This is a genomic window from Thermoflexus sp., from assembly GCF_042408815.1.
Lineage (GTDB): Bacteria > Chloroflexota > Anaerolineae > Thermoflexales > Thermoflexaceae > Thermoflexus.
Genome location: NZ_JBHOQR010000002.1, coordinates 17,940 through 41,694 on the forward strand (window position 1 = coordinate 17,940; position 23,755 = coordinate 41,694).

Sequence of the window (23,755 nt, forward strand, 5' to 3'; positions counted from 1 at the left end):
GGATATGGGCTCTTCGGAGCGGGATGGCCCCTCCCCCGGGAAGCCCGTCGCGTAACCCCTCCGGATAGAATAATGAAGAAATCCGTTTTGTCTTGGGGGCACACGGCGTGTCTTCCCATTCTATCGGAATTCGAGTCGCCCTGAACGCCCAGCTGCTGGCCGGCGAGGCGTCTTATCGCAGCGCTGGGATCCATCGGTATATCGATGAGGTCTTGCGACGCCTTCCTCGGGTGGCCCCCCACATTGCCTTCACCGCGTTCATTGGGCCGCGTTCCTGCGCCCCGGAAGCCCCGGGGATCCGCTGGGTCCGGACGACCTGGCCGACCCATCGGCCGGTGGTCCGGATCCTGTGGGAGCAGCTGGCCATGCCGCTTCTTCTCGCCCGGGAGCGTTGGGATCTGCTCCATGCGATGGCCTTCGTCGCGCCGCTGACGGTTCGCCTGCCGGTGGTGGTCACCGTATATGATCTGAGCTTCGTTCGCCATCCGGAAGCTTTTCGGGCGTGGAATCGGATCTATCTGCGCCTGTTCACCTGGCTGACCTGCCGGCGGGCGGCGGGGATCCTGACGATCTCGCAAGCGGCCCGTGAGGATCTGATCCGCCTCTGGAAGCTTCCCCCGGAGCGGATCGAAGTGGCCTATCCCGGGGTCGATCCCCGCTTCCGGCCATTGCCGGAGGGGGAGGTGGCCGCCTTTCGGGCCCGATACGGCTTGCCGGTTTCATTTATCCTTTATGTGGGAACCCTGGAGCCACGGAAGAACCTGGGGGTTCTGCTGGAGGCCATCACCCGACTTCGTCCATCTGTTCCTCTGATCCTGGTGGGCGGGCAGGGATGGAAACCGGCTTTCCGCCCCCGCTTGCAGGCCCTGGAGCGGGAAGGTCGAGCCCGCTGGATCGGATTCGTACCGGACGCGGAGCTCCCCCTCTGGTATAATGCGGCCACTCTCTTGGCTTATCCCTCCCGGTATGAAGGATTTGGGATGCCGCCGCTAGAGGCAATGGCCTGTGGAACCCCGGTGATCGCCGCCCGGGCGTCCTCCCTCCCGGAGGTAGTAGGGGAAGCCGGCTTCCTGGTCGACCCTGATGATATTGAGGGCTGGGCAGAAGGGATCCGAACACTGCTTCAAGACCATGCGCTTCGGGAAATGTTGCGGGCGCGCGGCCTGGTGCGCGCCCAACAGTTTTCCTGGGAAAGGACTGCGCGGGCCATCGCGGAATTTTATAATAAAATCGCGCAGCCTTCCGTTTCCGACCTGGATCCATGAACGCCTTCGGGGCCCGGAGGGGGCTGGAGGAGCTTTCCCTCCCTCGGACTTCCTTCCCATCCGATCGCGGCCCCTCAGGTGGCGAATCGGGGGAGAGAAAAAATTCCCAGAAAGAGCGCTGGCGGATGGGTTCCATAAGCGATCGAAGGATTCCGTGGTGGTGGCGATGGATTCGCATCGGCCTGGATCTCATCGTGATCCAGGTCGCTTTCGCGCTAGCTTACCTGATGCGTTACCGGTGGGAATGGTTCCGCGAGATCACCTTCGATGCCCCGTTTTCCGCTTACATCCCGTTCCAGATCGCCTGGACGGTTCTTCTGTTGCTGATGTTTCGACTGGACCGGGTGTATCCCCCCCAGATGGGGGCGCCGTGGCTGGAGGAGATGTATCGCATCCTGAACGCGGTGGCCAAGAGCACCCTGGTCCTGATGGCGGTAGTGTTCTTCTCCCAGTCCCTTTTCTATTCCCGGTTGATGTTCCTGGAAGCGGCCCTGCTGGCGGTCCTGTTGCTAGGGATCCTGCGGTTTTTTGAAAGCCGGGCGGAGCGGATCATGCGCCGGCGGGGCATTGGCGTGGTGCGGGCGTTGATCGTCGGGGCAGGGGATCTGGGGAGAGCGGTGATGCGGGCGGCCCTGGCCCGGCCGGAGCTGGGGTATCGGATCGTGGGGTTTGTAGATGATGATCCGGAGAAAGCCCGCACGGATATCGGCCCCTTCCGCGCTCGGGGCACCCTGGAGGATCTGCCGAAAGTCCTCCGGGAAGACCGGGTGGATGAAGTGATTATCACTCTCCCGATGGCCTTTTATGACCGGATCCAGGAGGTCATCCGGCACTGTGAGGCCCGGCGCATCCCCGTGCGGATCGTCCCGGATCCTTTCCAGCTCGCCCTGAGCCGCTTGGACATGCGGGACCTGGATGGGATCCCCCTGATCGGTGTCCGGGAGGCTCGCTTCTCCCCCTGGCAGTTCCGCCTCAAGCGGGCGATGGATTTGGTTCTGGCAGCCCTTCTGCTTCTTCTCTCCGCCCCACTGATGGCGCTGATCGCCCTGGCCATCAAGCTGGACTCTCCGGGTCCGGTGATTTTCCGCCAGGTGCGGGTAGGGAAGGAGGGTCGTTTGTTTACGATGTATAAATTTCGAACCATGCGGGTGGGGGCGGAGCAGGAGCAGGAACGCCTGCGGGCGCTGAACGAGGCCAGCGGCCCTCTCTTCAAGATCCGGAACGATCCGCGGGTCACCCGGGTTGGGCGGATCCTGCGCCGGCTGAGCCTGGACGAGCTGCCGCAGCTGATCAATGTGTTGAAAGGAGAGATGAGTCTAGTGGGGCCGCGCCCGCCGGTGCCGGCTGAGGTGGAAGCCTATAAGCCCTGGCAACGCCAGCGCCTGGCTGCCGTGCCGGGCATGACCGGCCTCTGGCAGATCTCCGGCCGCAGCGATCTCACGTTCGATGAGATGTGCCTGCTGGACATTTATTACATCGAGAACTGGTCGCCGCTGCTCGATCTGGAGATTATGCTCCGCACGATCCCGCGGGTCTTGATGGGGGAGGGAGCGTATTAAACCCCATCCCCGGTCTCCCTGGGGTCCTCCCTGCGGTCGTCCCATCTCTTCAGATAGCGCTCTCGCTGTCCTCTCGGGGGGTTACACCCAGAATCCGGGATGCCGAGCGATTGCATTACCATGTACCTTCGCGCGCTCCTGGCGACGGTCATAACGGACGGTGGTCTGGACTTGCGCGTGGCCGGCCAGCGTGGCCACAGGGAGGGGATCCACGCCGGCGTCCAGCAGGAAGGTGATGTAGGTGCGCCGGAAATCGTGGGGGGGTCATGGGTTTCAGGCCGGCCTGGCGGCACCGGCGCTGGAGGATGTCATACACCGCCTGTCCGGAGAGGCGCCGGAAAACCCTCTCCCCGGACTTGCATAGGGCGACGAAGAGGAATCCGGGGGCGTTTCCCCGCACCCGGAGCCAGCGTTTCAGATGGGGGCGGGGGACCCGTCGCTCCTTTGTGGAGGAACACTCATGGGACAGCGTCTGGGAAGCTGTGTTCTGGGGATGGTGGTCTTGAGCGCTCTCGGCTGGGGGGCTGTTCGATTGGCCCTCTTCTCCTGGAACAGCGTGGTGGAATACCAGAGCCCCTATCTGGGCGTGGAGCTCCCATCGCCGCCTCCCACGCCCCCCCTCACCGATCGCGTGGTCCTGGTGGTCATCGATGGGCTGCGCCGGGATACAGCTGCTGGGGCGATGCCGGCTCTCCAGCAGATGGCCGCCCGCGGAGCCCGTTATATGGTCCGCGTCGGCGAGCCCTCCCTTTCTTATCCGGGGTGGACGGTCATCGGCAGCGGGGCCTGGCAGAGCCTGAGCGGCGTCACCACCAACTGGTTCCGAGGTCCCGTCCCGGTGGATTCGGTGTTCCAGGAGGCCCGCCGGACAGGCCTTCGCGTGGTCGGCGCGGGCACCGGCGGCTGGGGGAAGCTCTTCGGCCCCTGGTTCGATCGCCTGGAGGTGCCCGATGGGCCACTAGAGCAGCCGGAAGCGGTGGATCGCCTGGACGAGGCGATCCTGGCGCGCGGGCTGGATCTGTTGAAGGATCCGCAGGCCCGTCTGATTCTGGTTTACTTCGCCGGGCCGGATGAATACGGCCACGCCTTCGGCGGCGCCTCCCCCGCCTATCGGGAGATCGTCCGGCGGACCGATGAACGGCTATCCCGTCTGATCGCCGCGCTGGACCTGAGCCGGACGACGATAGTGGTGACCACCGATCATGGCCACATCGACACCGGGGGACATGGAGGCTGGGAACCCATCGTGAAGGAAGTGCCCCTGGTGATGGCCGGGAAGGGAATCCGCGTGGGCGTGGATGGGCAGGGGACCCAGGCGGATATCGCGCCCACGGTTGCGGCGCTGCTGGGGATCCCCATCCCGGTCCATGCAATGGGCCGTCCCCTGATGGACGCTCTGGAAGGGCCACCGGAGGCGTTGGATGCCATCGCCCGGGCTTCCGCGCAGCAGCGAACGCTGCTGATCCACCGGATCGAGCAGGCCCTGGGGCGCCCATCCACGAGCCTACCGGCTGTGAGGACAGCTGGAGATCTTCCGGCCTTTGATCGGGAGGCGAGCCGGGCGCTGGACCGGGCGTATGCGGATCGGCTCGGGCGGGACCGCCTGGGGCGGACCCCCGTGACCCTACTGGGTTTGGCGCTCATCGCGCTGATCGCTATGCTCCTATTCCGGCCTCCTCATCGGGGGGCTATCCTGGTTGGGACACTGGCCTTCCTCGGGATTGTGTGGGGGCTTTACTTCGGGCGCGGCTATCGCTGGTCCCTCTCCGTCTTCAACACGGAGGCCCAGATCAAGGCCTTCTTCATGGCCCGGGTTCTGGACGCGTTGCTGGGATTAGGGGTGGTAGCTCTGCTCATCGGAATCTGGAAAGGACGTCGCTGGGGCGAGGCCTTTGAGGGGATCCTGCGGGCCTACGGGGGGATCGCACTGGTTTTCACTCTACAGGTGCTGCTCTTCTACTGGGCCTATGGGGTTTCTTTTGCATGGGGGTTGCCGGATCTCGGATGGGGGTTCAAGTATTATCTGGATCTGCTGACCCTGAGCGCCTTCTATCCAGAACTTCCGGGCTCGCCGGATTCTGTGGGCCTGCCGGTGGCGCTGATCGGGCCGCTGCTGGGGGCCAGCATCGGCCGCGCTGGGTGCTGGATCGCTCAAGCCCTCGCCCGGCGGGGATCCCACGAAGCAGAATGCTGAGGATCCGAACCGGTGGTCTTCGATGACGAACATAAAGTTCCCCATGGGCCACCCCGGATGCTGAAGGTCACCGGCGTGGCCCCCTTTTTTTATCCCCTGGAAGCCGCTTACCGCAACCGGATCCATACCGAAGGCGGCTAAGGCGATCAACGTCGCGCCGAAGTTGAGCGCCGTCATGATCAGCAATAGCGGGGCGCAGATCCCATGGGGGCGGGCGGGATCGGGGAGCACGGCGAAATACCCGATCCCGCTGGTGGCCCCCTGGTCAGGGTACATCCTCTGGGGGACATCGTCAAGGAAGCCGCTCTATAATAGAGCAGGCGCCGGTTGCGATCGCGCCCCGGAATCCCCCGGGCCCAGCCATGGAGGTCTCTCCGGATGATCTCGCTGGAGAAGGCCGCGCAACGAGGGGTGCCCAGCCTGGTCTGGGGCCCAGGTCAGGCGCGACGCCTGACGCTCATGCGACAGTTCGCTCCCCTCCAGGATGCCCGCGTCCTGGTGGATGGATGCGGGGTCGGAACGTATGTGGAGGCCCTTCAGGCGTTCACTCCCGAGGTCTATGGGCTGGACATTGAGGAGGCATACCTGCGCGAGGCGCAGGCGCGCGGCATCCGCCTCCTGGTCATGGCTGCCGCCGAAGCTCTTCCCTACTCCGATAATACGTTCGACGTGGTGCTTTCCCACGAGGTCATCGAGCACGTGGCCGATGACCGCCGCGCAGTGGCCGAGATGGTCCGCGTGCTGCGCCCCGGCGGCCGTATCCTCCTGTTCTGTCCCAACCGCTGGTTCCCCTTTGAGACCCATGGACACTACTGGCGGGGGCGTTACCACTTCGGGAACACCCCGCTCATCAACTACCTGCCGGATCCCTTGCGCCGTCGTCTGGCGCCTCACGTGCGGACCTACAGCGGCCGCGCCCTGCGTCGCCTTTTCGCCGGCCTCCCCGTCCGGATCCTCTATCACACGCGGATTTTCCCCGCCTTCGACCGGATCGAGCGGCGATATCCCGGGATAGGACGTCTCTTCCGTCGTCTGGCCGATTTCCTGGAAGGCACGCCGCTAAATCGATTGGGCCTTTCCCATTTCATGGTTGTGGAAAAAGTGAAACATGGCTCACATAGTTGAGTTTCCATCGGGCAGGGGGAATGGCCCTCAACCTCTACCCCCGGGAGATGGGCCCATGGGTTTCTCCTCTTATGGGGATGGGGTTCCCCTGACCCGCACTGGCAGCTCGATGTGATCGCGTCCATCGGCTGCTCGTACTCGTTGCATGCGATCTGGATCATAGAGGACGACGATCAGGTGGCCCTCGCCGGAGAGGGGCTCGCGGAAGGCCACCGGATGGGGATCTTCGATGAATTCCCCGTAGACCCATGAGGTGGTCGGAGAAGCGCCATCGGCCGGCATCCGGTCGTCCTGACCGACCAGGCGTCCCCCGGCGTTCAGAACCTGCACGGAAACCACATAGGGGCGTTCGATGGGATCTTCGTTGAGGGCGCGCCAGACCAGGCGGACGTTCAGGGTTTCCCCATCCCGGATTGTGGTGCGATCCAGGGAGATCCCGACCAGCTCGGCCACGCCAGGAAAGCGCTGGCCCACCGGGATATCGTAAGGCGGTGGCTCGAACCGGCGCGGCCGCCCGGCGATTTCTACGGTTCTTAGAGAGACGCCAGGCCCGTTTCCCCACCGCAGCCATACTTCCGCCGGTCCGGGGCTCGCTTGAGGCGATATCCAGACCACTCGCCGCTCCAGAACGGGCAGCCTGGGAATCCATCGGGAAACTGGATAGCGACCATAGCCCGGATCCCCTTCCTGGCGGCCCAGGATCTCCTCCCCGCGCCGGATCTCCAGGGACAACGGGAGAGCGGGCAGGCCCGGACGATCTGACTGGAGCAGCAGCCACGCGTGCATGGGTTCCCCGGGAGCGAGGGGCGAAGATGGGAGCTGGAATCCTAAGAGCTGCAGGCCGTCCCCCAGAGCCACGGGGGTCTCCAGACGAGGGATTCCCGCCATCGTCCCGTAGGGATCGGCGATGGCACGAGGCAGGCTCACGTCCACAGTGCCCAGGGTCAGGGCCTGGCCCTCGGGGTTGTGGGACTCGTCCAAGATGTCCAACCCTTTCAAGCCGGGTTCCCGATACAGCGTCACGGTCAGCGTGTAAGGCCCGGGAGGCGCGCCCAGGGGGACTGGGACCACAAAATAGGTGGTGGTCTCTTCCCCAGGGGACCAGCGGGCCGTATAGCGGTGGAGGTCGTTCATCAGCATCCAGTCCATGCCGCTGACCCGCTGTCGCCCGGCGTCGAGGAGGGCGACAGCGGCTTTCAGGTTCTCCGGGATCGGCGCCGGCATCCGCCAGCGGAGGGCGATTGCCACCCCTTCCCCGGCGTGCGCCTCGGTCTCCATGAAGACCCCGGACAGCCACAGGCGATCCCCGAAGTTGATCGAGATCGGTCGCAGCGGTGGCATCGCCACCGGGCGCTCCAGTTCGTAGACCCACAGGGTGTAGCCGGCGAATTCCCGGTGGTCGATCAGCCGGCCGGCGTATTCCAGCAGGAACGGAATGAAGCGCTTGTCATCTGTTACCGAACGGAACCAGTGGAGCAGGAAGACCCGCCGTCGGCCTGCGGTGATCGCCTGGAGCTCGGCCAGGCCTTCCGCCTCCCGGCCTCGCATTTTGATCCCCTGGATAGGGGAGGGCCCGGTGTAATATTGTTGCAACGTGTATTCCTCGGAATCCACCACAATGGCGTCATCCGGGGTTGTGACCGCGCTCAGATAGGCGGCCACCCCTCGCACATCCTCTCGGAAGAAGGCTGGATCATAGTAGACGATCTGGAGCCCCTGCAGGGAGGTGGCCCCGATGGCCAGGGCCAGCGCTGCGCTCAGGGCCCGGCCGGGCAGGCGCCATGGGGGGCGTTCCCGCCAGAGCGTCGCCATCAGGAAAGCATCGGTGAGCAGGAGGGCCGGGGTGAGCATCAGGATATAGCGGGGGTGGACGATGGGTTTCCACCGGGTGATGCCGAAGACCAGCAGCAGGGGAAGGGCAAAGGCCCCCAGCCACATGGCGGGGCGGATGGGAACCGGCTGATGGCGGCGCCACGCGGCCAGCCCGGCGAGCAGCAGCGTGCCGGCGAAGGCGATTCCATAAGCGGCTGAGGCGGCCACAAACCCGGGTCGCGGCGGTGGCTCCCCCGTCTTCCCTAGGACCTCCCGGATGCCGATGTTGAAGAAATGCCAGGTCAGCGAGAGGAACTCGAACAGCGTGGGGAAGGCGGCTCGCTCGTCGCTGTGCTGGCCTGTCTGGCGGTAGGCGGGGGGCAACCAGGGCCCGTAAGCGAGGACCACCAGAGCCTGGGTGAGGGCCCAGCGGCGGAAATTCCAGCGGCGATCTTCGATAGGCTGACGCAGGAGCAGGAAAAGGACGGCCAGGTTCAGGAAGATGACGGCAACCACGGAGAAGTAGTGCGTATACATCATCGCCGCCTCAGTGAGGCCCATGGCCGTCAGGAGGCCGGGGGGCCAGCGCTGGGCGTCCATCAAGCGGCCGAGGAGGAAAAGGGTGAAAAGATACTCCAGGGCGAACAGCGTATACATTCGGGTTTCCTGGGAATAATACACATAAGCGGGGGCCAGCACAGCCAGCCCGGCGGCCAGAAGCCCGACGGCGCGCCCCGCTCCCTCCCGGCCGACCCGATAGAGCAGGGGAAGCGTCAGGATCCCAAAGATCGTGGATAGGAAACGGGTGGTGAACTCCGTGTAACCGACGAATGTCCCCCAGATCGAGAGCAGGATGTAGTAAAGGGGGGGATGAATATCCACCGCTGTCATCCGGATGGCGGTGAGAAGGCCGTGACGGGCCAGATAGGTGCTGTAGCCTTCATCCCACCACCAGCTCTGGACGGCGATCCGATGGAGCCGGAGGGCGAAGGCCAGTAGGATCATCAGGATCAGCCATCGGTCGATCCGAACGCCGCGTCCCATCGGTGGCTCTCGCCTCTTCTATAGGTCTGGAAAGCGCCTCGTTCTGGAACGGTTTCCGAACCCTCATGGTAAGCGGTCTTCTTCCCCCTGGCGAATCGTTGAACCATCGGGACTCCTTAAACTTCCCGTCGGGGCCAAACAAAAATCAAACCAACGGCATGTTAACTATTAGGGTTTCGAAAATCAGCCTGTGTGGGGTAGAATGAACGATGGAAGTTCTGCTGGAACCGACGGCCTGATGTCCTGGGTTCATCGAATCGGCTGAAGATGTCGGATCCAGACATGCTTGCCTCCCGGTTTTCCGGGCTCCGGGTTAGAATCCGGTGGTTATAAGGGGAAGAGATGGGTGGCTTTGCCTCTCGCCTGTTCGAGCCGATTCCCGGCCTGCAAGTGGCTCTGGCCGAGGGGCCGGATTATGAGGCCCTGCTTTCCTGCATTCGGTGCGCTCGCTGTCTCCCGGTTTGTCCGACTTACCAGGAGACCCTCCATGAGGTGCAATCCCCCCGGGGGCGTCTCGCTCTCCTCCGGGCGGTGGAGGAGGGACGGCTGTCCCTGGATGAGACGGTGGAGGCTCATCTCTATCATTGCCTCGATTGTCGGGCCTGCAATACGGTCTGCCCGGCCGGGATCCCCATCGGGGAGCTGATCGTGGCGGGCCGGGCGGCGGCCGCGGCCCAGCGTCCGCGCCCATGGTGGCTTCGTCTGCTCCTGGAGCGCGCCCTGGGCTCGCCCCGCGCGGCGGAGTGGGCCGCCGCGCCCCTTCGCTGGGCCTGGCGCCTGGGCCTGATCCCGCTCGCCCGTCGTCTCTTTCGTTTCCTCCCCTTGCTGGGGGAGCTGCTGGATCTCGCCCCCCGGCCTGCCCGTCCGGTTCGAAAGGAGCTAACGCGCCGGGCCTCCCCGCCGGCGCCGCGCTATCGGGTGGGCTTCTTCCTGGGATGTGTGATGAACGCGGTGTATGGTGACGTCGTGCGCGCCAGCGTCCGCCTGCTGGAGCGCCTGGGGTGCGCCGTGATGGTCCCCCCGGATCCAGTTTGTTGCGGTGCGCCTCAGGACGATCAGGGCCTGCGGGAGACGGCGCGGTGCTTCGCCCGCCGGAATATCGCCGCCTTTGAGGCCCTGGGACCTCTCGATGCCATCGTGGCCGATTGTGCGGCGTGCAGCGGCTTCCTGAAAGAATATGCGCATCTTCTGGCGGATGATCCGGGGTGGGCGGACCGCGCGCGTGCTTTCGCCGCCCGAGTCCGGGATCTCACGGAGTGGCTGGAGGCGATCTGGCCGGAGGACCTCCAGCCGGTCGCTCCGGGGCTCTGCCTGACGTATCATGAGCCATGCCACTTGAGCCATGGGCAGGGGGTTCGGCGGCCTCCCCGGGCGCTGTTGCGCCGGCTGCAGGGGGCAACGTTCCGGGAGCTGCCCGACGCGACCCGCTGTTGCGGGAGTGCGGGCATTTACAACCTGACCCATCCGGCCATGTCCCGCCGGCTGCTGGAGCGGAAGATGGCCGATATCGCCGCCACCGGCGCCTCCGTGGTGGTCACCGCCAACCCGGGCTGCATGCTCCAGCTGGAGTGGGGAGCCCGCCGATCGGGCGCGGCGATCCAGGTTCGCCATCTCTCTGAAGTTCTGGATGCTGGGCTGTCGGTTCGAGAAAGGAGGGGGGATGGGGCGCTGGGTGATCCCGCCGGAAGTCCATGGGAACGGCCGTTTCCTGATCCCCCGTCGCGAGTTCATCCCCGCCTATCTGAAGACCTATGAAGAAGGCCGTCTGAAGGAGAAGGTAGAGGAGGCCCTTTCGCATCTAGGGCCCTCCTGCCGGGTGTGTCCGCGTCTGTGCAAAGGGGTGGACCGTCTGGCCAATGCCTTCGGGGTCTGTCGGGTGGGGCGCTACGCCCGCGTGGCCAGCGCGTTCCCGCACTTCGGGGAAGAGGACGTCCTCCGCGGCTGGCGCGGATCGGGCACTATCTTCTTCTCCTGGTGCAACCTACGCTGTGTCTTTTGCCAAAACTATGAAATCAGTCAGCTGGGGGAGGGGGAGGAGTTAACGCCGAAGGAGCTGGCCCGGCTGATGATCCGGCTTCAGGAGATGGGATGCCACAACATCAACTTCGTCACCCCAGAGCACGTGGTGCCGCAGATCGTGGAGGCGCTCCCGTATGCCATCGAGATGGGCCTGCGGGTGCCTCTCGTATATAACACCAGCGCCTACGACAGCCTGGAGAGCTTGCGGGTGATGGAAGGGCTGGTGGATATCTATATGCCGGATTTCAAGCTGTGGACCCCCGAGCGAAGCCGGAAGTATCTGCTGGCGGCGAACTACCCGGAGGTGGCCCGCCAAGCGATTGCCGAGATGCACCGCCAGGTGGGCGAGCTTCGGGTGGATGAGGAGGGTCTGGCCGTGCGAGGGGTGCTGGTGCGCCACCTGGTGATGCCCGGCCTTCTGGAGGAGACCCGGGAGATCATGCGGTGGCTGGCCGGGCTCTCGCGAGACACCTATGTCAACCTGATGGATCAATATTATCCGGCCTGGAAGGCGAAGACGGATCCCCGCTATACGGAGATCAACCGGCGGGTGTTCCCTCAGGAGATGGAGGAAGCTTTCCGGATCGCGCGGGAGGCCGGCCTGTGGCGCTTCGATGTCCGCTGGCGGCTGGTGATCCCCCATATGGAGTGGATCGCCATTGAGTGACCTCCCTTCAAAGGGGCAGCGCGCCCACAGCGAGGCGCCAGAGCCTTCCTGCCCGAAACACGATGCGGGATGGAGCATCGCAATGGCCGCAGAGATGGTTTCAGCCAGCGAGCGGGTGGTGGGTGTTCGATTCCATCCAGTCGGAAAAATCTATCACTTCGACCCCGGACCTTATGCGCTGCAGGTGGGCGATTGGGTGATCGTGGAGACCCCGCGGGGCAAGCAGCTCGGCAAGGTGGTCTCCATAGGGATGCCCCGCAGCGGCCGGATCGAGGGACCGCTGCGGCCGGTGGAACGGCCGGCCACCAATCGGGACCTGGCGATCCGCAAATACTGGGAGCGCAAGGAGATGGAGGCCCTGGTGGTGGCTCGGGACCATGCTCGCCAGCTCGGGCTTTCGATCAAGATGGTGAAGGTGGAGATCTCCTTCGATGGGAAGCATATCTCGTTCCTTTACCACACCGAAGAGAAGGTCGATCTGGAGCCTTTGCGGCAGCGGTTAGAGGAAGCTTACCGGGGACGGCAGGTGGAGCTGCGGTTGATCGGCCCGCGAGATGTGGCCAAGATCGTCGGCGGAATGGGGGCCTGCGGCTTGGAGACCCGATGCTGCTCCCTCTTCCTGACCGAATTCAGCCCGATCTCGATCAAAATGGCCAAGGAACAGGGTCTTTCCCTGAACCCAGAGGATATCACTGGGATGTGCGGGCGGCTTCGGTGCTGCCTGATCTATGAATACGAGCAATACGTTCGGGCGAAGCAGGAGCTTCCGAAGAAGGGCAAGGCGGTGATGACCCCCCACGGGGAAGGCGTGGTGGTGGAGGTGCTTCCATTGAAAGAAGCCGCTCTAGTCCGGGTGGGGGATCAACTCCATGAGGTTTCTAAGGATCAGCTTCAGCCTTTGGAGGAACTCAAGGCGCTCCAGCAGAAGGCGGAGAGGCCATGCCATAACGGGGAGAACTGCACCTGTGGTCGGCGCAATGGGGGGAACAAGGAGGAATCTGGATAGCGAGCCCTCGGGGATGGGAATTCCGCCGGGTGAAGGTGGGGTGAGGAGGTAAAGGCCCGCCGCTCAGCTTGAAGACCCCTTCGATGAGGTTCAGGAATCGGCGATGGCGACAGTAGATGTATTGATCTGCGGGGCGGGGATCGCCGGGATCTCCGCGGCCTATCATCTGAGCCTCCGCCAGCCCTCCCTTCGGATCCTTCTGATCGATCGCGGAGCGCCTCTCAGTCTCACCAGCGATAAATCGACAGAGGCCTATCGCAACTGGTGGCCCGGTCCGGATGATGCGATGGTCTGTCTGATGAACCGGAGCATCGATCTCCTGGAGGAGCTGGCTCGATCCTGTGGGAACGCCTTCCGCATGAACCGTCGGGGTTACCTCTACGCTACCGCCGATCCCTCCCGAGCGGAACAGCTCCTCCAGGCCGCCGAACAGGCCGCCCGGTATGGCGCCGGCCCGGTCCGCCGGCACACAGGTTCCCCCTCGGATCCTCTCTACCTCCCATCCCCGCCGGAAGGCTTCGATGGGCTGCCCGACGGCGTGGACGTGTTCCTGGATCCCCGGGAGATCCGCCGTTTCTTTCCCTATCTCTCTGAACGAACCCTGGCCGTCCTGCACGTTCGCCGGTGTGGCTGGCTGAGCGCTTACGGCCTGGGCATGGTGCTTTTGGAGCAGGCGCGGGCTCGGGGGGTGATGTTCCGCTCTGCAGCGCTCCAGGCGGTTGCGGTGCGAGGGAACCGGCTCCAGGCGGTCCGGCTGGCTTTCCCCGGAGGCGAGGAAACAGTGAGCGCTGGATGTCTGATCAACGCGGCAGGCCCGTTTGTCGCGGATGTGGCCCGGATGATAGGGGTTGAGCTGCCGGTTTTTTGCGAGCTGCATCGGAAGGTCATGTTCCCGGATGTGGAGCAGGTGATCCCCAGGGACGCGCCGTTGGTGATCTGGGCGGATCCTCAGCGGTTGCTGTGGTCGGAAGAAGAGCGAGAGCTGCTGAGGGAGATGGGGCGTTCGGAGCTGCTGGAGGAGCTGCCCGGGGGCGCCCATCTGCGGCCGGAGGGTGGCGCGGAGAGCTCCTACGTGTTGATGCTTTGGCCCTACGCAGCACGGCCGGTCGAGCCGATTTTCCCGCTCCCGGAGGATCCCTTGTTCCCGGAGGTGGCGCTGCGAGGCCTGATGGCGGCGATCCCCGGGCTGCAGGTCTACCTGGCCCGCATGCCACGCCCAGTTGTGGACGGAGGATACTATGTCCGGACGCCGGAGAACCGGCCGCTGATCGGCCCGATGCCGGTGGAGGGAGCCTATCTCATCGGCGCGCTCTCCGGTTTCGGGATCATGGCGGCGATGGGGGCAGGGGAGCTCCTGGCCGCCCATATCCTGGGGGAGCCGCTTCCGGATTACGCCTCCGCCTTCACCCTGGATCGCTATGAACGCCCCGATTACCGGGCACGCCTGAACGCATGGGGGGAGACGTGGCAGCTGTAGCATGGATCCCTACAGCTGCCATTGCCCCGTAAAGCGGAAGACAAAAGGGCGATCCCCCTGGCGAGGGCCAGGGAGATCCCGCTGTCGGCGATCCCGAAGGGATGCCGGCAATTCATGATGGCTCATTGCCCCTGCCGCAGGACCTCCACCGCACGCTGCAGCTGAGGATCCACCCCTCCGGTTTCCGCTCCAGGCTCTGCTTTCACCTCGATGTCCGGCTTCAATCCTTCCCCGTGAATCGCCCGGTTGCTGGGCGTGAACCAGCGGGCGATGGTGACCCGCAGCTCGGAGCCATCGGAAAGGGTGTGGACGAGCTGCACAGATCCCTTCCCGAACGTTCGCTCGCCGATCAGTCGGGCCCGACCGCGATCCTGCAGAGCGCCGGCCACGATCTCTGTGGCGCTGGCGCTGCCGGCGTTCACCAGCACCACCATGGGGATCTTTTCCCCGATATCGCCGCTCTTCGAGCGGAACACCCGCTCCTCGCCGTCCTTCGTGCGCTCATATGCCACGATCCCCTCATCCAGGAAGAGATCAGCAACCTGGATGGCCTGGTCGAGGAACCCGCCGGGATTGTCGCGCAGGTCCAGGATGAGGCCCCGTGGGTTCTGGGCCAGCAGCTCTTTCAGTTGCTCTTGGAGCTGACGGGTCGCCTGAGCGCTGAAGTCGAGCAGCCGGATATACGCGATGTTTTCGGGAAGCATACGAGCTTCCACAACAGGGATGGTGATGCGAGCCCGGGTGACGGTGACCCGGAGGGGTTCGCGCTGTCCAGGCCGTTCAATGGTGAGGGTCACTGAGGTGCCAGCCGGACCCCGGATCAGTGCCACTGCCTCATAGATGCTGTAGCCGACGATCGATTGCCCGTTGACTTCGATCACCAGGTCCCCGGCCCGGATACCGGCTTTCTGGGCTGGGGAGCCCTCGAAGACGCGCACGATCTCCAGCTTGTTGTCTCGGTTCATGCGCACTAAGGCCCCGATCCCTTCAAACTGTCCCGAGGCGTCCTCCTCCAGGATCCGGGCGATCTTGGGTTCGATGAAAGATGTATAGGGATCCCCCAGGGTCTGCAGGGCGCCCCGCACAGCGCCGTAGGCCACCGTCTGGGGAGAAGGGATCTCGCCGTAATATTCCTCCTGAATCAGCTTCCACGCTTCCCAGAAGATCCCGAAAGCTTGCTGGAGATCCTGGGGCGGGGCGGCGGACCGGGTCTGGGAAGGCGCTGGGTGCATTCCCCATGCGACGGCGAACCCGCTTAGAAACGCGGAGCCGAGCAATCCGGTTGCCAGGATAGCAAATAGAAGAAGGTTTCCTGCGCGTCGGAGTAGGCTATTCACGGTCAGCCTCCTCATGGCGATTAAAAACCTAATGGAGGCGATGAGTCTTGTCGATGTGATGGACTGCGGGTATAATTGCTATGGCCTTGCCCGGGTGGCGGAACAGGCAGACGCGGCGTCTTGAGGGGGCGCTGGCCCTTCAGGCCGTGCGGGTTCAAATCCCGCCCCGGGCACCAGAACCCCGGCCCCCTGCCGGGGTTTTTATATATCCTCGAGTTTCCCACGGGCGCAAATCCACGACTTTCTCCTTCCCAGGCTCAGAAGACCCCCTGATCGGATCCTGCATGCTACAACAACATGGGGCAGGGGAAGTTCAGATGGCGGGGCAGCGAAGCCACCCCGCACCTTGACGTTTTGCGACAAGATCGGGTGAAGGCTCGTTCGGCTGCTCGTCTATCCCTTCAGGGCCCCTGCGAGTAACCCGCGCAGGAAGAAGCGGCCCAGGAAGATGTAAACCAGCAGCGTAGGCAGGGCGGCCAGCAGCGCGCCGGCCATCTGGACGTTCCATTCGACGATCTGGCTCCCCGCTAGGTTCTGTAGCGCCACCGTGATCGGCTGCTGAGCCGGCTTATTGGTCACCGTGACCGCAAAGAGGAAATCGTTCCAGATCTGGGTGAACTGCCAGATGGCCACCACGGCGAATCCAGGCTGGGAAAGGGGGAGCATCACCCAGCGATAGATTCCCAGCAGGGAAGCCCCATCGATCTTGGCGGCCTCCACCAGCTCCCCGGGGATCGACGCATAGTAATTACGAAAAATGAGGGAGGTGATGGGGATGCCATAAACCACGTGGACCAGGATGAGCCCTGGGATCGAGCCGTAGAGGTTGATGGACTGAAGGAAACGAACCAGTGGGATCAGGATGCTCTGATAGGGGATGAACATGCCGAAGAGGATGGCCGGGAAGAGGAGCTCCGATCCTCGAAAGCGCCACCGGGCCAAGATGTAGCCGTTGATGGAGCCGATGAAGGAAGAGATCACAGTGGCTGGGATCACCAGGTAGACGCTGTTCATGAAGTTTGGGGAGAGCTTTTCCCATGCCTTAGCGAAGGCGGCCAGCGAGGGCTGGGTCGGCCAGTTCCACATCCGTGTCAGATCTGCCTCGGCGAAGCTCTTCAGGCCCGTAAGGAGCAGCACGTAAACGGGCAGCAGATAAAAGAGAGTCAGCGCCCATAAGGCCGCGTAGATCCCGACGCGTCCCAGCCTCATAACTCGGTCTCCCGGCTCAAGCTGTAGCGGAGGTAGGGGATGATCAGAGCAGCGACCAGGAGCAGCATCAGGGTGGCGATGGCGGCTCCCTGGGCGAAATGGTTTCCCCGAAACGTGGTTTCAAACATGAAGTAGGCAGGCATGTCCGTGGCGAACCCGGGGCCGCTGCCGGTCATCGCCACGGTGAGATCAAAGATCTTGAGGGAGATATGCCCCAGCACAATCAAGGCGCTCAGGGTGACCGGCCGGAGCAGCGGCAGGACCACATGGCGATAGATTTGCCACTCGCTGGCCCCATCCACCCGGGCAGCTTCCCGCAGCTCCTCCGGGATCCCCCGCAGGCCGGCCAGATACATGGCCATGGTGAACCCGGAAAGCTGCCACGTGGCGGCGATCACCACCGGGATCAACGCCACCGGGATCCCTACCTGAATCGCCCCCACTTTCACGCCGAACATAATGGAAGGATCCGTGAACCAGCGCGGCAGGGGCCCAGCGTAGCCCGTATATTTCAGAAGAAGATTGATCCCGGTTTGGGGGTTGAACAGCCATTGCCAAGCGATGCCGGTCACGATGAAGGAAATGGCCATGGGGAACAGGAACACGCTGCGGAAGAACGTTTCCCCTTTCACCCGCTGATCCAGCAAAAGGGCGGCGAAGAAGCCCACTCCGATCGCCCCCAGTAGGAAAAGGGTCGTGAAGACCACCACGTTGCGGATGTCCGCCTGAAACCGCGGAGTCTGAAACAGCCCGACATAGTTTCGCAGACCGATGAACGTGTAATCCGGCAGCACATCGTTCCATCGGGTCAGCGAGATGTAGACGGTCCACCCGATGAACCCGTAGACGAAAATCAACACCGCGATCACGGAGGGGGTGAGCAAGAGAACCGGCAGCGCGCTCTCCAGGCGCCGCCGGATTTCCCTCCCAGGATACAGCCATCGGGGAACTGGAACCGCCCGTTGCGCGACCCGGGGCACGCCGAGGGTGGACGTCGGATCCCGAGGGCGCTTCTCCATCCTCGCCTCCTCCCCGTTTGCTCGATCTGCGCCATGGACGCTGGGTTGCTTCGCCCACTTATCGGGATTCTGAAAAGGGGTCATCCGCCTCACTGCAAGTGTGCGCTGTAAATTCCGGCACGCCCCGATCGGATAAGCGCCGATGATTTGCTATGATTATAGTCTGAGATGGATAACGTCTGAAATCTTTCACGCGGCGTTCCGGGATGTGGCTTCGAGCGCTCAGCCTGACTCAGTTTCGAAACTACGCGCGGCTCGAGTGGCGATTGGAACCGCGGGTGATGATCGTTTACGGCGGGAACGCCCAGGGGAAAACGAACCTCCTGGAGGCCATTGCCTATGCGGCCATGGGGCACTCGTTCCGCACCCCCAGCGATCGGGAGCTGATCCACTGGTCGGCCTGGCAGGATCCCATGCCGTTCGCCCGGGTGATCGCCGAATTTGTGCGAAAGGACGGCCCGGTTCGTTTGGAGCTCACGCTGGTGGCGGAGGGGGGCATACCCTCCCGTCCAACCCTCACGCCAGAGGCGGCCTCCATCCGCAAACAGGTACGAATCAACGGGGTTCCCCATCGGGTGCTGGATCTCTTCGGACAGGCCGCGGTTGTCCTGTTCACCCCGCAGGATGTCGAGGTGGTGGGAGGGCCTCCGGTGGAGCGGCGGCGGTTGCTGGATCTCCTGATCGCCCAGACCTCGGCGGCCTTCGCCCGGACGCTCACCGCTTATCAGCGTGCCCTCGCCCAGCGCAACGCGTTGCTCCGCCAGCTCCAGGAAGAGGGCGGCGACCCCGCGCAACTGGATCTATGGGATGAGGCGGTGGCTCGCTATGGGGCCCCGCTGATGGATCAGCGGGCCCGCGCCCTGCGAGCCATCGCCCGCTATGCCGAGGATATCCACAAAGCCCTCAGTGGGGGGGAGCCCATGTTCTTGCATTATGTGCCCGGCCTGGATCCCTTTCAGGTGGAGGGGCAGATGGCACTGGGAGGGATGACATGGGGGCAGACCTTGCCGGAGGATGAGTTGCGGGAAGCCTTCCGGCGTGCTCTGCTTCGCGAGCGTGCGCTGGATATCCGGCGGGGGACCACCCGGATCGGCCCCCATCGGGATGATCTGCGGTTCGTTGTGGACGGCGTAGACCTGGGCCTTTATGGTTCTCGCGGGCAACAACGCACCGCGATCCTGGCCTTCAAACTGGCGGCTGCCCGCTGGCTGACTTCCATCTTTCAGGAAAGCCCTGTCCTGTTGCTGGACGAGGTCATGGCAGAGCTGGATGGGGAGCGCCGACGCTATCTGCTCCGAGCCCTGGGGGATGTAGAGCAAGCCATCCTGACCGCTGCGGATCCCATGCTCTTCGAACCGGAGTTCCGGGAGCGGGTTCGCCGCTTTGTGGTGCAGGCCGGGTTCCTTCGAGAGGCGCATTAGCGCCTCGATGGGAATGGGGATAAGGTAGGGGTAGGAGCCACGCCTTCGATCGGAGATCTTTCGTGGGATGTAGGCTGCCGAAGGCCGCCCCCAACCCTTGGAGATCCCTATCGGGCAAAGCGCGACCGGATATGCTTCGAACTCCCTGGCCGGTTTACTTGTATGGCATCCATGACCCGGGCCCGTGGCGAGAGCGGTTCCGCGCAGCCGGCGTGACCGGGTGGGTGGTTTTCGAAGAGACCATTGGGGCTGATCCGGGGGATATGAGTGGACGCGGTTCGATCTACCAGTCATGGGCGGAGGCGGGATTCGGGGTCATCGTTGTGCTGAACTACGGCCGATATCCCAACGGCACGCTTCCGACCTCTGACCGCTATGAGGCCTTTGCCCGGCGTTGCGCCCGCTTCGTCGCGGCATCCCCGGGCGCCCACATTTGGGTCATCGGGAACGAGCCCAACCACCCCCAACAGCAGCCCGGCGCCCGGGTGGATCCCTCCGCCCGGCGCCTCGAGGCGGCCGAGTGGATCACCCCGGAGCGCTACGCGCGTTGTTTCCGGCGATGCCGCGAGGAGATCCGTAGCCAGCCTGGCCACGAGGAAGATCTCGTCATCCCCGCCGCTGTGGCACCCTTCACCGCCGCGCTCCGCTATCCCGGGAACCCCACGGGCGATTGGGTGGTTTACTTCCACGATGTCTTGACGGCGATTGGAGAGGATCTGGACGGCATCGCCCTTCACGTCGCCAGCCAGAGCCCGGACCCGCATTCCATCGCGGATGAGGATCGCTTCCCCCCACCTTATGAAGCCCGTCGTCGTGGCTTCCGCGCGTATCGCGATTTCATCGAAGCCATCCCCCCCCATCTGCGCTATCGGCCCATCTTCATCACAGAAGCCTCCATGGGGGATCAGGAAGGGCATCCAATCCCTTGGCCGGATGCGGATACAGGGTGGATCTCGGAGGCTTATGCGGAGATCCATCGCTGGAACGCGGAGATGCCCCATTCTTTCATTCGGTGCATGGTCCTCTATCGATGGCAGCGGGTGGATCCCTGGTTCATGGAGGGCAAAGAGCGTTTGCTGGACGATCTGGATCGGGCGCTGGCGGCGCGCTTCCGATGGGATGTGGGGCTCCAGCACTATCCCCAGGCGATCCTCCGTCAGGAAATCCGGCTCTGCGATCGCCCGGGCGGAAGGATGGAGGGAGCTTCCCTTCCACAGGGCCTGGCCGGTGTGGCCCTCGCTTGCACGGAGGATCGGGAATGGTATGCATGGCTCCATCCAGAGACTGGCCGTCACGGGTGGCTGCCCCGCGATGCCCTCATCCTCCAGGGGGATCCCCAGAGCCTCCCGCTTGATTCACCGGGCCCCATCTTCCTTTCGCTGCGACGGCCGGCGGTGCTTCGCACGGCCCCCTCCGCTCACGCTCCGGCCATCCTGGAGCTTCCAGAAGGCCAGCGGGGGATAGCCCGGATGACCACCGCGGATCGAGGGTGGTGGCAAGCTCAGTTCGATGCGCATGTCGGATGGATCCGGGCCATCGATGCGAACGTGGAAGGGGATCCGCGGGCCGTGCCCATCGTCCCCCGCCCATGGACCGACGCGGATCTCCAGCGTCTTCATCTTTCCCTGTTATGGGTGGAGCCGGTCCTTCACCGTCGGAAGCCTTCGCCGTGGCCACGGCGCCCTCTAGAAGTGATCCGCTGGCTGGTCCTGCATCCCCTGAGGGTTCCAGGGGATCTGTCGCCGGAAGCCCTGGCGGCCTTCCTGGTCGAGCAAGGGGGACAACCGGGTTTCCCCTATCATTTTTACATCACAGCTGACGGGCAGATCTTCTGGACGCTCCCTCTGGAAGCGATGACCGGTCATGCGGGGGGATATGGGCGGGTGAGCGTGGGGATCGGCCTGGCCGGATGGCAGGCGGATCAGGATCCTACCCCGCTGCAAATCGAGCGAACCGCTCGCCTCTGTGCGTGGCTCCTCACCCGTCTTCAGCTGGGGCCCTCGCAGATCCAGGCCATTCAGGAGCTCTTCCCGGGGGGCTCTCCCTTCGGTGAGGAGCCTGGGATCCGATCAGCTCTGGAGCGCGTTCGTCATGTCTCCCCCCATGCTGCGAAGATCCGGGAGATGGTCCGCCCGATCCTGGAGGAAGCCCGCATGCCGGTGCCCGGGGTGCCGGAGCCGGCGTGGCAGGATCTGACCGGAAGCCTCCCCACCCGTTCGGGAACCGCTTTTCCCCTGCGCCCGTTAGGGCACATTCGAAGCCTCATCCTGCATCAGACGGGAACGGAGGCGGGGATCACCCCTTTGCAGATCGCGGCTTACCAGGTGGAGCGGCTCGGGATGCCCGGGGCGAGCTATCACTTCCTGGTGGACGCCGAGGGGATTCTGTATCGGATCCACCCGCTTGCTGTGGCAGTTTCTCATATGGCGACCGATAATGCAACAACCGTCAGCATCGGGCTGATCGGGGATTTCCGCCGGCGCCCTCCGGGCGAGCGCCAGCTGAGCGCAACGGCCCAGCTCATCGCCTATCTGCTGGATCATCTGGGATTGGGGATGGAATCCGTGAAGGGGCACGAGGAGCTGGAGCCGGTGCCATGTCCGGGAGGATGGCGGATTGGGGTGGCGTGGCGGGGGATGCTAATGGCCCAGATCCAGGCGATCCTTCGGCTTTATCGCTCTCCCTGAGGTCTCCGTATGGAATGGCAGGGGATCCTGGTCGCGTTGTTTTCCGCGATTCTACTGGGTGGGGCGCCGATCCTGGCCAAGTGGGCCTACCGGGCGGGCGCGGATCCCACGGCGGTGGTCATCCTGCGCACTGGGCTGGCCGCCCTGGTCCTCTGGGCGCTCTATCTGATCCACCCTCGCTGGCGCCGCTATCTGTATATCTATCCGGTTGGTCTGCTGGGCTGTCTGGCGGTGGGCTTCACCAATGCGCTGGGATCGGTTTTTTACTATCTGGGCCTCTACCGCCTGGACGCGGCAGTAGCCCATTTAATCTATTCCATGTATCCCATCCTGGTGGCCGCGATGGGCCGCCTCAACGGCGATCCGATCCCTGGCCTGACCCGTTTGCGGATACTGTTGGCGAGCCTGGGCCTTGTTCTGCTGTTAGGCCGCCTTCAGGGCATGCCGGATCCTTTCGGTGTGCTTCTGGTGTTGCTGTCCAGCGGCTTCTACGCGCTCCACGTGGTGCTCAGCCAGCGGGTCCTGTATGAAATGCCGGCTCAGACCCTTACCCTCTACGCCCTGACGGCGATGGCGGCCTTCACGCCGGTGGCCGGGTGGGTTTTCGGAAACCCGCACCCCGCTGTGCCTTCAGGCGCCATGGGGCCGATCTTCGCGATGGCGGCTGTCCTCATGCTCTCGCGGCTGGGGATGTTCGTGGGGGTCAAGCGCCTGGGAGGGACCCAGACCGCCCTGCTGACCGTAATGGAGATCCTGGTCACGGTCGCCCTGGCGGTGGGATGGTTGGGAGAGCGCCTGATGCCGATTCAATGGGCCGGCGCCTCGTTAGTGATCCTCAGCATCCTGCTGGTCCTTCGGGAATCCCCTCACGCGCCCCTTCCTCGCTGGCGCATGCCCCTGCTTCCCCCTGCGGATTAATATTCAGGGCTCATTTTGCTCATGCTTCTGATAGAACGCGGCGGCGCGCCGGTGCAGGGGTTTCAAGCTTCCCAATCGGACCTGAGCCTGACGCTGCAGGAACTTCTGGAACAGGTGGTGATAGCGATATCGGCCTTCCCCGTTCCCGCTGAGGAAGAGCCCGCGCCCCTCAACCAGGGGGAGCAAGGCGTGATCCTCCGGGTTCTCCAGGACGGCGGCGCAGACCTCCGGATCCAGGTCTGTCAGGATGCTGGTCTGTAGAAGGAAGCGCTGGATCTCCGGAGGCTGGCGGTTCAGCGCTTCCTCGGCGAAGTAATCGAAAAGATCCGATAGCGTATCCGGAATCCGTTCCAGGAGCGTCTCCAGGGCTCCTTCCCGGCTCTCTCGAAGTCGATGCAGGATTATGAGGAGCACGATGATCCATCCCTCGGTCTCCGCCGCCAGCCTCTGGGCGAGCTCCGCGGGGAGCGGGTAGCCTTGGGCCGTGAAAAGAGCTTGGACCTCATCGGGGGTGAAGGCGAGATCAGCCGTTGGGATCTCCTGAACCTCCCCATAGGCCCGATAGCGGGCCAGGTTGCGAAAGGAGGGGATCTGACGGGTGAGGAGCATCAGGTGGAGCGTTCGCTCCATTGCTTCGGAGTCCTACAAGAGGAGAGTCTGGACCACGCTGGGGCCGGATTATTCCTTCGGCTATTTCTCGTGGTCGGATTTCTCCCGGTTTCTGCGGGAGCTCAAGCCGGAGGCCGAGCTGCTCCCGGAGGGGATCTTTCCCCCGCTGGGGGCGGAGGATCTCGCTCCAGCCCACCCTGATTACCCCTTCCGGATCCTCGATCCGATCTGGACATTCCCGGGCGAGGCCATCACCCCGCCGCCGGAGGTGGGGATCTTTTGAGGGGCCGGATGGCAGATTCATGGTAATCTGGGAGATGGGAGGGGAATCGTTAAAGCCTACCTGGCTGCTTCCCCGGAACAGAGATGATCTTGAACCGAAGGGGA

Annotated in this window: 17 protein-coding genes, 1 tRNA gene and 1 pseudogene; 13 read left to right on the top strand and 6 right to left on the bottom strand. The window is 64.0% G+C overall.

Annotation, left to right across the window (positions count from 1 at the left end):
- The first annotated feature begins 107 nt into the window (after positions 1-107).
- Entirely contained in the window at positions 108-1,265 is a 1,158-nt protein-coding gene (locus ACFMO3_RS00310) for a glycosyltransferase family 4 protein (protein WP_376788435.1), read from the top strand.
- A gap of 125 nt (positions 1,266-1,390) precedes the next feature.
- Positions 1,391-2,824 (top strand): undecaprenyl-phosphate glucose phosphotransferase, encoded by a 1,434-nt coding sequence (locus ACFMO3_RS00315; RefSeq protein ID WP_376788436.1) that lies wholly within the window; start codon positions 1,391-1,393, stop codon positions 2,822-2,824.
- 81 nt (positions 2,825-2,905) lie between these two features.
- Here ACFMO3_RS00315 and ACFMO3_RS00320 read toward each other — a convergent pair.
- Positions 2,906-3,073: pseudogene (locus ACFMO3_RS00320) on the bottom strand (integrase); the annotation flags it as partial.
- A gap of 211 nt (positions 3,074-3,284) precedes the next feature.
- Here ACFMO3_RS00320 and ACFMO3_RS00325 point away from each other — a divergent pair.
- A complete protein-coding gene (locus ACFMO3_RS00325; protein ID WP_376788437.1) occupies positions 3,285-5,018 on the top strand; it encodes an alkaline phosphatase family protein in 1,734 nt (577 codons plus the stop codon).
- Positions 5,019-5,396: 378 nt separating this feature from the next.
- On the top strand, positions 5,397-6,143 hold the full coding sequence (locus tag ACFMO3_RS00330; RefSeq protein ID WP_376788438.1) for a class I SAM-dependent methyltransferase: 747 nt from the start codon (positions 5,397-5,399) through the stop codon (positions 6,141-6,143).
- A 69-nt stretch (positions 6,144-6,212) separates the two neighbouring features.
- Here ACFMO3_RS00330 and ACFMO3_RS00335 read toward each other — a convergent pair whose 3' ends face one another.
- On the bottom strand, positions 6,213-8,999 hold the full coding sequence (locus ACFMO3_RS00335; RefSeq protein WP_376788439.1) for a glycosyltransferase family 39 protein: 2,787 nt from the start codon (positions 8,997-8,999) through the stop codon (positions 6,213-6,215).
- Between the two features lie 342 nt (positions 9,000-9,341).
- Between ACFMO3_RS00335 and ACFMO3_RS00340 the strand changes: the two genes are divergently transcribed.
- The 4 genes from ACFMO3_RS00340 to ACFMO3_RS00355 all read left to right on the top strand — a co-directional run bounded on the left by ACFMO3_RS00340 (position 9,342) and on the right by ACFMO3_RS00355 (position 14,168).
- On the top strand, positions 9,342-10,754 hold the full coding sequence (locus tag ACFMO3_RS00340; protein WP_376788440.1) for a (Fe-S)-binding protein: 1,413 nt from the start codon (positions 9,342-9,344) through the stop codon (positions 10,752-10,754).
- Positions 10,660-11,685 (top strand): radical SAM protein, encoded by a 1,026-nt coding sequence (locus tag ACFMO3_RS00345; protein ID WP_376788441.1) that lies wholly within the window; start codon positions 10,660-10,662, stop codon positions 11,683-11,685. The genes ACFMO3_RS00340 and ACFMO3_RS00345 overlap by 95 nt, the downstream gene beginning before the upstream one ends.
- A gap of 82 nt (positions 11,686-11,767) precedes the next feature.
- Positions 11,768-12,691, top strand: a complete 924-nt coding sequence (locus ACFMO3_RS00350; RefSeq protein ID WP_376788442.1) for a stage 0 sporulation family protein — start codon at positions 11,768-11,770, stop codon at positions 12,689-12,691.
- 103 nt (positions 12,692-12,794) lie between these two features.
- The gene (locus tag ACFMO3_RS00355) at positions 12,795-14,168 is read left to right on the top strand and encodes an NAD(P)/FAD-dependent oxidoreductase (protein ID WP_376788443.1); all 1,374 of its coding nucleotides are present in this window, start codon (positions 12,795-12,797) and stop codon (positions 14,166-14,168) included.
- A 122-nt stretch (positions 14,169-14,290) separates the two neighbouring features.
- On the opposite strand, the gene ACFMO3_RS00360 is transcribed toward ACFMO3_RS00355, so the two are convergent.
- Positions 14,291-15,505, bottom strand: coding sequence for a S41 family peptidase (locus ACFMO3_RS00360; protein ID WP_376788444.1), 1,215 nt, complete (start codon positions 15,503-15,505; stop codon positions 14,291-14,293).
- Positions 15,506-15,593: 88 nt separating this feature from the next.
- On the opposite strand from ACFMO3_RS00360, the gene ACFMO3_RS00365 reads away from it, so the two are divergent.
- Positions 15,594-15,681 (top strand) — tRNA-Leu (locus ACFMO3_RS00365).
- A gap of 217 nt (positions 15,682-15,898) precedes the next feature.
- On the opposite strand, the gene ACFMO3_RS00370 is transcribed toward ACFMO3_RS00365, so the two are convergent.
- Entirely contained in the window at positions 15,899-16,714 is an 816-nt protein-coding gene (locus ACFMO3_RS00370) for a carbohydrate ABC transporter permease (protein WP_376788445.1), read from the bottom strand.
- Positions 16,711-17,733 (bottom strand): carbohydrate ABC transporter permease, encoded by a 1,023-nt coding sequence (locus ACFMO3_RS00375; RefSeq protein ID WP_376788446.1) that lies wholly within the window; start codon positions 17,731-17,733, stop codon positions 16,711-16,713. Before ACFMO3_RS00375 ends, ACFMO3_RS00370 begins: the two co-directional genes overlap by 4 nt.
- 206 nt (positions 17,734-17,939) lie before the next feature.
- Here ACFMO3_RS00375 and recF point away from each other — a divergent pair, with 206 nt between their 5' ends.
- The 3 genes from recF to ACFMO3_RS00390 all read left to right on the top strand — a co-directional run bounded on the left by recF (position 17,940) and on the right by ACFMO3_RS00390 (position 22,759).
- Positions 17,940-19,154, top strand: coding sequence for a DNA replication/repair protein RecF (gene recF, locus ACFMO3_RS00380; RefSeq protein ID WP_376788447.1), 1,215 nt, complete (start codon positions 17,940-17,942; stop codon positions 19,152-19,154).
- A 131-nt stretch (positions 19,155-19,285) separates the two neighbouring features.
- A complete protein-coding gene (locus ACFMO3_RS00385; protein ID WP_376788448.1) occupies positions 19,286-21,841 on the top strand; it encodes an N-acetylmuramoyl-L-alanine amidase in 2,556 nt (851 codons plus the stop codon).
- 9 nt (positions 21,842-21,850) lie between these two features.
- On the top strand, positions 21,851-22,759 hold the full coding sequence (locus ACFMO3_RS00390) for a DMT family transporter (protein ID WP_376788449.1): 909 nt from the start codon (positions 21,851-21,853) through the stop codon (positions 22,757-22,759).
- A gap of 3 nt (positions 22,760-22,762) precedes the next feature.
- Here ACFMO3_RS00390 and ACFMO3_RS00395 read toward each other — a convergent pair whose 3' ends face one another.
- Positions 22,763-23,368, bottom strand: a complete 606-nt coding sequence (locus tag ACFMO3_RS00395) for a hypothetical protein (protein ID WP_376788450.1) — start codon at positions 23,366-23,368, stop codon at positions 22,763-22,765.
- Between ACFMO3_RS00395 and ACFMO3_RS00400 the strand changes: the two genes are divergently transcribed.
- Complete coding sequence (locus ACFMO3_RS00400) at positions 23,358-23,651, top strand: hypothetical protein (protein WP_376788451.1); 294 nt, start codon at positions 23,358-23,360, stop codon at positions 23,649-23,651. The two genes, ACFMO3_RS00395 and ACFMO3_RS00400, sit on opposite strands and share 11 nt — an antisense overlap.
- Positions 23,652-23,755 lie beyond the last annotated feature (104 nt).